Here is an 11,985-nt window from a genome sequence, read left to right on the forward strand (position 1 = left end):
CCAGAGTTTTCCATGCGCTCACTCAAAGTCCTGATTCTCGAAGATCACCCGTTCCAGCTGATGGCCCTGCACCAGATGCTCAACGCCAACGGCGTGTTCAACGTGCTTACGGCCGACAGCGTCGAGGTCGCCCGCCAGTCGCTGGCGAGCAAGGGGCCGGTGGATATCGCCATCTGCGATCTGTACCTGGAGCATGGCGACTCACTGGGGCTGATCCGCGAAATGGCTGAGCACAGCCAGGCCCAGGTCCTGGTCCTGTTGAGCGACGCCGAACCGGATGTACTGGAAGGCGTGGCGAGCATGGCGCGTCAGGCGGGGTTGAACGTATTGGGGTGCATGCCCAAGCCGGCTTCCGCCACTTCCATCGGGCAGATGCTCGATGCCTGCCGGCAGCGCTTGCGGCCGAGCCCGCAAGCGCTGTCCTGGGACCGTGTGCACCAGATGCTGGGAGTGAGTGAATTCGCTACCGAGAAACTTTGCGCTGAGGTCGGCGAGGCCGCCATTGAGCGTTACGCCCGTGTCTGCTACCAGCCCATCGTCAGCCAGGCCGGTGATCTGCAAGGCGTGGAGGCGTTGGCGCGCTGGCAAGACCCGGAGCATGGACAGTTGATGCCCAGCGAGTTTCTGCCGCTGCTGGAGTTGGCGGGCCTGGAGCAGGCCTTTACCTGGTACGTGCTGGACCAGGTGTTGCGCCTATGCGCCCAGGTGACCCGGGACACGGGCCTGGAACTGCCGGTGTCAGTCAACATTCCCGGGCGGTTGCTGGATCAGGAACACTTCGCGCTCACGCTGCAAGGCCTGCTGCAGCGCTTTGCCGTCCCGGCGCGCAACCTCACCCTGGAACTGGTGGAAACCTCGCGCCTGAAGACCGACAGCGCCCATGTCACCGGTTTGCTGCGCTTGCGGATGATCGGTTGCAAGCTGTCCATTGGCGATTTCGGCATCGGCGGTACCAGCCTGCAACGGTTGCTGGAGCTGCCGTTCACCGAGCTGAAGATTCCCCCGGCGTTTGCCAGCGGGATGGCGGGTGACGAACGCAAGTGTGCGGTGGTCGCCGGAGCCATGAGCATGGCCCAGCACCTGGGGGTTGGCGTGGTCGTGACCGGAATTGAAACCCCCGCCGACCGTGACGCGGTGCGCGCGCTGGGGCCGGCCTGGCTGCAGGGTTGCCTGATCGCTCATCCGATGAGTGCCCAGGCGCTGCAACACTGGCTGGCGAAATCTACGGCGATTGCCTTGTAGGAGCCGGCAAGCCGGCCGCTGCACAAACCTAGGCCAACCCGTGTTCCTGCACATAGATGAACAACGCGGCATCGCTGATCAGCCCCAGCTTGCGCATGGCACTGACTTTCTGTGCGCTGACGGTCTGCTTGCTGCGATTGAGGTGCGCGGCAATCTCGCCCACCGTCTTGCCACCTGCCAGCAGGCGGATCACCTCCAGTTCCCGGGGTGACAACTGGTGCTGTGAGTGCAGGCGATCAGCCCCCACTGCACCGGCCAGGGCGAGCGCCTGTTCAATGGTGCGGGCCACATAGGGCCGCTGCTGGCGCACCTTGTCGATGGCTTCGGGCAACTCGTCGGCCAGGCTGGCCTTGCTCAACAGACCCATGACCCCCAGTTCCAGGATCGAGTGGAACAGGCCGGCGTTGTTGAGCATGGTCACCACCACAATCGGCAGGTCCGGGTAATGCCGGCGCAGGTGTTCGATCAGGCGCAGGCCGTCGGCCTGGGGCTCGGCGGGCATCATGAAATCGGTGACCAGTACATCGCAGGGGCAGCGTTGCAGCAGGGCGGCCAGGTCCTGGGGCGAGGTGGCCTCACCGACGATGCGCACCTGCTCGTCGCGCTCCAGCACTGCCCGCAAACCGATCAGGAAAATCGGATGATCGTCGGCGATGACAATACGCAAGGGCTGTTCAGACGCGTCTCTCACGGTGGACTCCGGCAATAATCAGGAGATTCTAGCCTGTCGGCGGCTGTTTTCTCTCTGTCATATTTGCCATGCATGCTCGATAAGCTCAGCTCAAAGGCGAACTTTGTGCTTTTGGCGTAGGTCACTTATCTGTAGGCGCGAGCTTGCTCGCGAAAAACGTCAACGATAATGTAGGGCATCCTGAACGAACGTGGCGCTCTCAGGTTTTTCGCAAGCAAGCTCGCGCCTACACTGGTTATTTATTTTTCTCATGATTGAGTGGTGATCGAGATGGAAAGTATCAGCCTATTGCTCGGTGAAGCGCTGAGCCCTTATCAGGTCACGCTGACTACCTCGGGTGTACACGGCGAGAGCCTGGTGACAGTGAAGAGCCCCACGGGCGCAATCGTGGTCGAACGCGAAGTGGATCGTGCGCAATTGACCGACAAGCGCGCCTTGGTGGACGTGGTGGACTGCCTGCTCCGCGACCTGAAAATCGCCGAAGGGCGCCTGGAGCCTTCGGTAATCGCGGCCTTGCGCAACGCCGCCCAGACGCGCATCAGCGTCCAGGCGTGAAGAAATTTTTATCTTCGGAACCTTCCTACAGGAAGGCCAGTCAGACCATGTAACAGCAGGATCAAGCATTGTGCTCCGGTGCTTGTAGCTTGTTGTACTGGTCTTTGTAGGCCACGTTTAACCCCGAGTTGTCTCCCCACTGCTCGGGGTTTCTTTTTGCCCTGGATTTATCAGGGCAGCGGCGTTTCGCTGAAAAACCTCGGGTTGTCCTTGAGGTATTGCTCGCGCATCAGCGGGTCCAGCCCGTTGGCGTAGGACTGGCGCAATTTCTCCTGGGGAATATTCTGCAACTCGCGATTGATATGGGTAATGGCCTCGCGCCCCATCGGGGTGTCCGAGCAACCGATATGAATCCGCTGATAGCGCGCCGTGCCCTTGATCGGATAGAACACCAGGTCTTGCGGATCAATACCCTGTTGCGCTGCCTGGTATCGGATTTCCGTCCAGTAGCCCAACACGGCTTCCAGCCGCCCCAGGCGCTGCATCTGCAGCAAACTGCCCAGTGCGTCGTTACCGTAATGTGGGGCCAGCTTGAGTGGATCGGCGTGATTCAACTGTTCGTCCACCCCAGGTCCGTAGCTACGCTCGGCGACGATCCCAAGACGCATCTGCTGCAGGTCGAGAAACCTCGCCAGATCGAACTGGCCATCCACCACATAGCTTGCCAGGGCGCCCTGCTGGTTGCGGCGAATCGCGATGCCATTGCTCAGCACGGCGAACGCCGGCGCGGAAAACACAATGTTCCTGGCCCTCACGGGGGTCCATACCAACGATGGGTCGCAGGTGAAGGAGGGCGTGTTGAGCATTTGCAGGCCTCGGGCGCGATTGACGTGCAGGATCTGGTGACGATACTGCGGCAGGCGCTCGATTAACAGCGGCAGCAGTTTATCGACGCTGCCCTGGCCCTTTTGCGGGCCCTCGAAAATGGTCATCGGCGGCAGGTCACGCACCAGCCAGGTCAGGGTGTCCTGTGCCTGGCTCGAGAGCGGCAGCATCCCCAGCAGCGGGGCGATGAGCCATAGGCGCCGCAACGCCCTGATAAAACGGCCGGCCATTATCTTGAGAGTGCTCCACGGGGCATCAGATCGCGCCATCCTTACGCAAACGGGCCACGGCGTCGCTGTCGTAGCCCAGGGATTGCAGAACCACGGCATTGTGTTCGCCCAGCTCTGGCCCGACCCACTCGCAACTGCCTGGGGTGTCCGAGAGCTTGGGCACGATGCCGGGCATCTTGAAATCCTTGCCGTCGGGCAACTGGGCCTTGAGGAACATTTCCCGGGCGAGGTATTGCGGGTCGCCCAGCATATCTTCGGCGCTGTAGATCCGGCTGGCAGGCACTTCGGCCTGGTTCAACTGCTCCACCACCTGGGCCAGTGGCAAGCTGTTGACCCAGCGGTCGATTACGCCGTACAGCTCGTCGCGCCGGCTATCGCGGCCATCATTGCTGGCCAGTTGTGGGTCATTGGCCAGGTCTTCACGGCCAATGGTCAGCATGAAGCGCTTGAAGATTGCATCGCCATTGGCGCCAATCTGCACATGCTTGCCATCGGCGGTGGTATGGATTGATGACGGGGTAATGCCCGGCATGATGTTGCCGGTGCGCTCGCGGATAAACCCGAACACATCGAACTCGGGGATCATGCTTTCCATCATCGCGAAGATCGCTTCATACAGCGCCACATCCACCACTTGACCGAGGCCGCCGTTGACCTCGCGATGGCGCAGGGCCATGAGCGCGCCAATCACCGCCCACAGCGCGGCGATGGAGTCGCCGATGGAAATCCCGGTGCGCACCGGCGGGCGGTCTTCGAAGCCGGTGATGTAGCGCAGGCCACCCATGGATTCACCGACCGCGCCGAAGCCCGGTTGATCCTTCATCGGCCCGGTCTGGCCAAAGCCCGAGAGCCGTACCATTACCAGCTTGGGGTTCAGGGCGTGCAGGGTGTCCCAGCTCAGGCCGAGTTTTTCCAGGACGCCGGGGCGGAAATTCTCGATCAGGATGTCGGCGTCTGCCAGCAACTGCTTGAGGATCGCCAGCCCCTCGGGATGCTTGAGGTTGAGGGTCAGGGACTGTTTATTGCGCGCCTGGACAAACCACCACAGCGACGTGCCTTCATACAGCTTGCGCCATTTGCGCAGCGGGTCGCCGCCGTCGGGGGATTCGACCTTGATCACTTGGGCTCCGAACTCGGCGCAGATGCGCGAGGCGAACGGGCCGGCGATCAGGGTGCCCAGTTCGATGACTTTCAGGCCGGCGAGCGGTTTGGCGGTAAACGACATGAGGATCCTTACTAACGCAGGAAGGTATGTATTGCCTTTTAACATAGGCGAGTGCTGCAGGGATAAGGATGATGCAGCGCAGGATTCGTTGAATGACCCCGCCATCGGTTAGACTGGCCGCCTTTCCCTGTCTCTAGAAGTCCGTTCATGGCCCAGCCGTCCACGACCTACAAGTTTGAACTCAACCTGACCGACCTCGATCGTTCGGTGTACGAGAGCGTCAAGCAAACCATCGCCCGTCACCCCTCGGAAACCGAAGAACGCATGACCGTGCGTTTGCTGGCCTACGCCCTTTGGTACAACGAGCAGTTGTCGTTTGGTCGCGGACTGTCAGATGTAGACGAACCAGCCCTGTGGGAAAAAAGCCTGGATGATCGGGTTTTGCACTGGATCGAAGTCGGCCAGCCCGATGCCGACCGCCTGACCTGGTGTTCGCGCCGTACCGAACGTACCAGCTTGCTGGCCTACGGCAGCCTGCGGGTGTGGGAAGGCAAGGTGGTGCCGGTGGCCAATAACCTGAAAAACGTGCATATCGCCGCCGTACCCCAGGAAATCCTGGAAACCCTGGCCAAGGACATGCCACGGGTGATCAAGTGGGATGTGATGATCAGCGAAGGCACGATCTTCGTCACCGATGACCGCGGCCAGCACGAAGTGCAACTGCAGTGGCTGGTCGGCGAACGCGGCTGATCCTGTCAGGACGGGTTTGTGTGGGAGCTGGCTTGCCCAGTTAAGCGAAGGCAATCTTCAAAGCAGCGAAGATCAAATGTGGGAGCGGGCTTGCTCGCGAAGACGTCGGTCCAGCAAGCATTGATGTTGACTGACCCACTGCTTTCGCGAGCAAGCCCGCTCCCACACACGCCCGCTCCCACATTTGATGTTTGTCGTTACTCATAGTGTTTTTTAACCGTTGTATTGCACAGAAGCCCCCATCACCCCATGCGCATCGATCCCCGCCCATTGCCCGCTGTCCTGCCGTTCCTCGGTGAATTGCCACCGTTGCTGACCCGTCTCTACGCCGCCCGTGGCGTGACCTCGCAGGATGAGCTGGATAAAAGCCTGGCGCGGCTGATTCCCTATCAGCAGCTCAAAGGGATTGAGGCTGCCGTGGATTTGCTGGTGACGGCCCTGGAGCAGCGCCAGCGCATCCTGATCGTCGGCGACTTCGACGCCGATGGCGCCACCGCCAGCACCGTGGGCACCCTCGGCCTGCGCCTGCTCGGGGCGGCCCATGTGGATTACCTGGTGCCCAACCGCTTCGAATACGGCTACGGCCTGACCCCGGAAATCGTCGCCGTGGCCTTGCAGCGCGAGCCGCACTTGCTGATTACCGTGGACAACGGCATCTCCAGTGTCGAGGGTGTGGCGGCGGCGAAGGCGGCGGGCCTCAAGGTGCTGGTCACCGACCACCACTTGCCCGGCGATGAACTGCCGGCAGCCGATGCCATCGTCAACCCGAACCAGCCCGGTTGCGGGTTCCCCAGCAAGGCCCTGGCGGGCGTCGGGGTGATTTTCTACGTGCTGATGGCCCTGCGCGCGCGCCTGCGCAGCCTGGGCTGGTACGACAAGCAGCCGCAGCCCAATATCGGCGAGTTGCTCGACCTGGTGGCCCTGGGCAGCGTGGCCGACGTGGTGCCGCTGGATGCCAACAACCGCATCCTGGTCCATCAAGGCCTGGAGCGGATCCGCGCCGGACGTGCGCGGCCGGGGATCAAGGCGATCCTGGAGGTGGCCAAGCGCGACCACGCACGCATCACCTCTACCGACCTGGGTTTTATCCTCGGCCCACGGCTGAATGCGGCCGGGCGCCTGGATGACATGAGCCTGGGCATCGAATGCCTGCTCACCAGCGACTTCGCCCAGGCCCGGGAAATGGCCGCGCAGTTGGACGGCATGAACCAGGACCGCAAAGCCATCGAGCAGGGCATGCAGCGCGAGGCCCTGGCCCAGCTCAAGGACTTGCCGGTGGAGTCGATGCCATTTGGTCTGTGCATGTTCGACCCGGAATGGCACCAGGGTGTGATCGGGATTCTCGCCTCGCGTATGAAAGAGCGCTATTTCCGCCCGACCATTGCCTTTGCTGATGCCGGTGATGGCCTGCTCAAGGGCTCCGGGCGTTCGGTGCCGGGCTTTCATATCCGTGATGCCCTGGCAGTGGTGGCCAGCCAGCACCCGAACCTGATCGCCAAGTACGGCGGCCACGCCATGGCGGCGGGCCTGACCTTGCCTGAAGCCAACTTCCCGTTGTTCGCCGAAGCCTTCGACGCCGAAGTGCGCCGGCAACTGCGTGAAGAAGACCTGACGGGGCGCCTGTTGTCCGATGGCACCCTGGCGGTGGAAGAGTTCCACCTGGAACTGGCCCGTGCCCTGCGCAACGCCGGGCCCTGGGGCCAGCACTTTCCCGAGCCTTTGTTTCATGGGGTGTTTCAACTGGTGGAGCAGCGGGTTGTGGGCGAGCGGCACCTCAAGGTAGTGCTCAAGAGTGAGTGCGGCGCGGTGAAGCTCGATGGCATTGCCTTTGGCATCGACCGCGAAGTGTGGCCGAACCCGACCATTCGCTGGGTGGAGTTGGCCTACAAGCTCGACGTCAATGAGTTCCGCGGCCAGGAAACCGTGCAATTGATGATTGCCCACATCGAACCGCGCTGAACCCTGTGCAATCCCCGGTTGTCGACTAGTCTCTAAGCACTGTGTGATTGGTCTTGTGACCTTGTCTGTTTTTTAGCCCGAAGGGGACGGGCCTTTCATCTTCTCGTCACGCGTACCGGTCAGACAGAACCCTGGAGCCAATGCCCACCGGATACGAGAAGAGGTGCCCCATGAGTCTGTTGCTTGAACCCTACACCCTGCGCCAATTGACCCTGCTCAACCGCATTGCCGTATCGCCGATGTGCCAGTACTCCGCCGTCGATGGCCTGGCCAACGACTGGCACCTGGTGCACCTGGGCAGCCGCGCCGTTGGCGGCGCCGGGCTGATTTTCAGCGAAGCCACCGCCGTTACTGCCGATGGCCGCATCACCGCCCAGGACCTGGGCCTGTGGAACGATGCCCAGATTGAGCCGCTGCAGCGCATCACACGCTTTATCAGCGCCCAGGGCGCGGTGGCGGGTATTCAACTGGCCCACGCCGGGCGCAAGGCCAGCACCCATCGGCCGTGGATCGGCAAGCATGGCAGCGTCAAGCCCGCAGACGGTGGCTGGGTGCCGGTAGGTCCGTCTCCCATCGCCTTCGACCCGCAGCACACCGCGCCCCGGCAGTTGGACGAAGGGCAAATCCAGCAAGTGATCGCCGACTTCGTGGCCGCCGCCAAGCGTGCCCTGGCCGCCGGCTTCCAAGTGGTGGAAATCCATGCCGCCCATGGTTATCTGCTGCATCAGTTTCTCTCGCCCTTGAGCAATCAGCGTCAGGATCAATACGGTGGATCCTTTGAAAACCGCATCCGCCTGGTGTTGCAAGTCACCCAGGCGGTGCGCGATGTGTGGCCGCAAGAGCTGCCGCTGTTTGTACGCGTCTCGGCCACCGACTGGGTGGAAGACGGCTGGAACCCCGACGAAACCGTGGAACTGGCACGCCGCCTGAAAGACCTGGGTGTGGACCTGATCGACGTGTCCTCCGGTGGCACCGCCGCCAATGCCGAAATCCCTATCGGCCCCGGTTATCAAACGCGCTTTGCCGAGCGCGTGCGCAAGGAATCCGGCATGGCCACCGGCACGGTCGGGATGATTACCGAACCGGCCCAGGCCGAGCATATTCTGCGCACCTGCCAGGCCGATATCATCTTCCTGGCCCGGGAACTGCTGCGTGATCCGTACTGGCCGCTGCACGCCGATGACGACCTGGGCGGCCGCAAGGCGACCTGGCCGGCGCAGTACCAGCGGGCTACCCACCGCGACCAGCCGATCCATGAGTCTGACTTGCGCGACTGATTTTTTACATTCGTCACCCAGACCCACCGCTGATCACGGTGGGTTTTTTCTTGCCTGTCGCCGGGGGAGTAGCGATCCTGAGCGTCCTGGACACTGGAGGCCAAGATGCTGGTGGAACGTGATTTGAATGAAAGCGACATTCCCCTGCTGGCGTTGATTGACCGCACTGAGCAGATTGATGAGTGCTATCGCCTAGAACACGGCGAGTTGGTGCTCTACGCCGCTCACCACGACATGCGCGGTTGGCCCGAAGGCGAAGCCGAGCAGGATGCCCTGGAGTTGCATGCCTGCTGGCTGCGCGGCGGGTGGTTGCATGGAGTGTTTGCTGGTCCGACGCTGCTGGCGGCAGCGGTGGTGGATAACCGGGTGATCCATAACCAGGGCCTGCGTATGCATCAGCTCAAGTTCCTGCATGTCAGCCACAGTGGCCGAGGGCATGGGCTGGGTGGGCGCTTGCTGACGCTGGCCTGCGCGCACGGGGTAACGCTGGGTGCGCAGGCGCTGTATATCTCGGCCACCGAGTCGCGCAACACCGTGGATTTTTATCTGCATCACGGCTGTCGTTTGCTCAAGCAGCCCGACAGCGAGCTGTACCACCGGGAACCCAATGACATCCACTTGTATCGCCCGCTGCCCTGATCTGTCCGGCATCAGGCGCGTACACGGCGGTCAGTACGTGAGGATTTTCTGAAGGCCTTTTGCCTTAAGGCAATTATTTAAGTGAATGCTCTAAAAAAATCTCACAAGCGCCAGGATAGTTTCTACGCTTGAAGTAAGACGGCTTCTGGCCCAGGAAGTCAGTCTGTTTACGCGCTGAGGCATTGCACTTCGCGGACAGGGTTATGGGCATCGGGAGTTGTTGTTTATCACACGGAGAAACAGTCCATGGCCAAGTCCATTGGTGTCGCAGGGGTTCTGGTGCTTTTTTTCAGCCGCAAGCTGTCGTTGCATGGCCGCCGGTTGAGCTCGGACGAGGCGCAGTTGCTTGAGCAGTACCGTGCCCTGACCGAAAACGATCAAATTGCCATGCGTTATTTGATTGGTGCGATGAGGAGTATTTCGCGTTTTTGAACCGGGTGGGGGCGTTCCCACGCCGCAATGAGCGTGGGAACGTTGGGCATCAGCTGTACTTGCGCTTGTCCGGTGCGGGCGGGAAGTACTGGTACAACCAGGTTTCACTCAAGGTCCGGTCATTGGTGCGGATGAACAGGCGCATCTCCACCGGCGCGACGCTGTCGCTGGTCGGGTACCAGTCGAAGAGAATTCGGTAGCCCTTGATGTCGTCGAGCACCAGCACGCTGAAGTCTTTCACTTCGCCATGGGAGCAGGTGACCACAGGCTCGATCCCGGTACCTGCGGGCAGGCGGTCGAGGCCACCGCCTTTGAAGTCCACGGCAAAACGGCGGGCCCAGACCGGCGGGTAATGCTCACCCGGCGCCCAGCCTTCGGTGAAGCCGCCCATGCCGGAGCGGGTGGCGTTGACTTGTGCCAACGGTGTGCTGACCGGGGGCAGGGCGCTCCAGTAGAGCTTGTAGCCAAAGGTCAGGGAGTCGCCGGCGGCCACCGGTTTTTTCGGGGTCCAGAAGGCGACGATGTTGTCCATGGTCTCGCCGGTCGTAGGAATTTCCAGCAGATCGACAGAGCCTTCACCCCACGCGGTGGTCGGCTCCACCCACAGACTTGGGCGCTTGCTGTACCAGTCGACGGTGTCCTGGTAACTGGCGAACTCATGGTCGGTCTGCACCAGGCCGAAACCTTTCGGGTCTTTATCGGCGAAGGCATTGAACTGCAGAGTGGCCGGGTTGTTCAGCGGGCGGCAGATCCACTCGCCGTTGCCGCGCCACATCGCCAGGCGATCGGAGTCGTGGATCTGCGGGTGGATGGTGTCGCACATGCGCCGCTCATGGGTGCCGCAACTGAACATGCTGGTCATCGGCGCGATGCCCATCTGCTGGATTGCCGTGCGCGCATTGATATGGGCGTCGATGGCCATCACCACCTGGGTGGCCTGGCAGTCGATATCAAAACGATAGGCACCGGTGGCGCTCGGCGAGTCGAGCAGGGCGTAGACCACGAAACGGGTGCTGTCCTTGTCCGGCGTCTCGAACCAGAACTGGGTGAAATCGGGGAACTCTTCGCGTTTATTGGCGTAGGTGTCGATGGCCAGGCCGCGTGCCGAAAGACCATACTGGCCGGTGTTATCCACCGCACGGAAATAGCTGGCGCCAAGGAAAGACACCACGTCGTGGCGGTCCAGTTCCGGGGCCTTGAACAGCTTGAAGCCGGAAAAACCCAAGTCGCCCTTGAGCTGCTTGGTGTCGACCGTGGTTTTTTCATAATTGAACAGCGACGGACGGAAATGCACCTCCCGCGCCTGGCGGGTCTTGGGGTCGACACTGTGCATGCGCACCGGGGTCTTGAAACCCATGCCGACGTGGAAAAACTGCACGTCCAGCTGGCCTTTGAGGTCTTTCCACAGCGAATGATTACCGTCGTAGCCGATGGCATTGAAATTCTGCGGGGTCATGGTCGCCAGGGTCGGCGGCAGCACCTGGCGGGTGTCCTGATACTGTTTACCGGCCAGTTGCTTGGCCTGCAGCTTGAGCCAGTCGAAGTCGAACGCCTTGGCGTCGCCATCGGCTGCACGATTCCCGGCCCAGGCCTGGGCGGCCAGCAGGCCACTGGCTGACAGCCCGGTGTAGGCCGCGATGGCCATGGACGCTTTGAGCAAATTCCTGCGGTGCATAAATACAACCTGTGGTGAGCAATCCCGTGCCGTTCCTGGCGCGTGCTGGATCAGAAATTACGGTTCGGACATGCCTTCGGCCAAACGCAACGGACATTAAACAGATGCTGAATAGCTTAAGGGGTTCGGTGGGGAAGGAAAATTGATTGATAGCGGGATGATGGCGTTGCATATGAAACAAGACGTGTCAGCAGGGGGGATTTGCTGGGGATGGCTTTGGGTCGGTGTGTATATCCATTGCTGCGGTCACGGCGGCTATTGGTTCCGCTCTTACAGCGGGTCACTTTTGGAAAAGAGCCCCAAAAGTAACCAAAAGGGCTCCTGCCCCACCACTCGGTGCCTCGCCTAGGCTCGGCATGCCCGCAGTCAGGCATTGCTCCGTGGGCCCGCCGCGATCGGCCATCCATGGCCGTGTCGCGGCTACCCCGGCATCCATGCCGGGGTGCCCACTGCGCAATACCTGCCTGCGGCCATCGTGGTTTAACGGGGCGCCTGAGATCAAGATCAAAAGCCAGATCAAAAGCAGAGCAACAGCAAAGCCGGGG

Annotated in this window: 11 protein-coding genes; 7 read left to right on the plus strand and 4 right to left on the minus strand. The window is 61.5% G+C overall.

The genetic code is table 11. The features are described from left to right. The first annotated feature begins 12 nt into the window (after window positions 1-12). The gene (locus PSFL_RS26915; protein WP_115129361.1) at window positions 13-1,242 is read left to right on the plus strand and encodes an EAL domain-containing protein; all 1,230 of its coding nucleotides are present in this window, start codon (window positions 13-15) and stop codon (window positions 1,240-1,242) included. 28 nt (window positions 1,243-1,270) lie between these two features. On the opposite strand, the gene PSFL_RS26920 is transcribed toward PSFL_RS26915, so the two are convergent. Beyond that, on the minus strand, window positions 1,271-1,933 hold the full coding sequence (locus PSFL_RS26920; protein ID WP_057438001.1) for a response regulator transcription factor: 663 nt from the start codon (window positions 1,931-1,933) through the stop codon (window positions 1,271-1,273). Window positions 1,934-2,203: 270 nt separating this feature from the next. On the opposite strand from PSFL_RS26920, the gene PSFL_RS26925 reads away from it, so the two are divergent. Then, window positions 2,204-2,488 (plus strand): DUF3509 domain-containing protein, encoded by a 285-nt coding sequence (locus PSFL_RS26925; protein ID WP_057438042.1) that lies wholly within the window; start codon window positions 2,204-2,206, stop codon window positions 2,486-2,488. A 170-nt stretch (window positions 2,489-2,658) separates the two neighbouring features. Here PSFL_RS26925 and PSFL_RS26930 read toward each other — a convergent pair whose 3' ends face one another. Both PSFL_RS26930 and PSFL_RS26935 read right to left on the minus strand, forming a co-directional pair. Further along, window positions 2,659-3,543, minus strand: coding sequence for a TIGR02285 family protein (locus PSFL_RS26930; RefSeq protein ID WP_169960793.1), 885 nt, complete (start codon window positions 3,541-3,543; stop codon window positions 2,659-2,661). 25 nt (window positions 3,544-3,568) lie between these two features. Further along, a complete protein-coding gene (locus tag PSFL_RS26935; RefSeq protein WP_057444507.1) occupies window positions 3,569-4,768 on the minus strand; it encodes a CaiB/BaiF CoA-transferase family protein in 1,200 nt (399 codons plus the stop codon). Window positions 4,769-4,915: 147 nt separating this feature from the next. Here PSFL_RS26935 and PSFL_RS26940 point away from each other — a divergent pair, with 147 nt between their 5' ends. The 5 genes from PSFL_RS26940 to PSFL_RS26960 all read left to right on the plus strand — a co-directional run bounded on the left by PSFL_RS26940 (window position 4,916) and on the right by PSFL_RS26960 (window position 9,765). Next, on the plus strand, window positions 4,916-5,458 hold the full coding sequence (locus PSFL_RS26940) for a YaeQ family protein (RefSeq protein ID WP_057438005.1): 543 nt from the start codon (window positions 4,916-4,918) through the stop codon (window positions 5,456-5,458). A gap of 249 nt (window positions 5,459-5,707) precedes the next feature. Continuing rightward, window positions 5,708-7,417, plus strand: coding sequence for a single-stranded-DNA-specific exonuclease RecJ (gene recJ, locus PSFL_RS26945; protein WP_397470665.1), 1,710 nt, complete (start codon window positions 5,708-5,710; stop codon window positions 7,415-7,417). Between the two features lie 170 nt (window positions 7,418-7,587). After that, window positions 7,588-8,694: an NADH:flavin oxidoreductase/NADH oxidase gene (locus PSFL_RS26950; protein WP_170060351.1), complete on the plus strand. Its 1,107-nt coding sequence runs from the start codon at window positions 7,588-7,590 to the stop codon at window positions 8,692-8,694. Between the two features lie 105 nt (window positions 8,695-8,799). Further along, the gene (locus tag PSFL_RS26955; RefSeq protein WP_057438019.1) at window positions 8,800-9,333 is read left to right on the plus strand and encodes a GNAT family acetyltransferase; all 534 of its coding nucleotides are present in this window, start codon (window positions 8,800-8,802) and stop codon (window positions 9,331-9,333) included. Window positions 9,334-9,579: 246 nt separating this feature from the next. Beyond that, the gene (locus PSFL_RS26960; RefSeq protein WP_057438021.1) at window positions 9,580-9,765 is read left to right on the plus strand and encodes a hypothetical protein; all 186 of its coding nucleotides are present in this window, start codon (window positions 9,580-9,582) and stop codon (window positions 9,763-9,765) included. A gap of 49 nt (window positions 9,766-9,814) precedes the next feature. Here PSFL_RS26960 and PSFL_RS26965 read toward each other — a convergent pair whose 3' ends face one another. Next, window positions 9,815-11,440, minus strand: a complete 1,626-nt coding sequence (locus PSFL_RS26965) for a glucan biosynthesis protein D (protein WP_057438023.1) — start codon at window positions 11,438-11,440, stop codon at window positions 9,815-9,817. Between the last annotated feature and the right edge of the window lie 545 nt (window positions 11,441-11,985).

The organism is Pseudomonas sp. DD1, assembly GCF_044510355.1.
Lineage (GTDB): Bacteria > Pseudomonadota > Gammaproteobacteria > Pseudomonadales > Pseudomonadaceae > Aquipseudomonas > Aquipseudomonas shahriarae.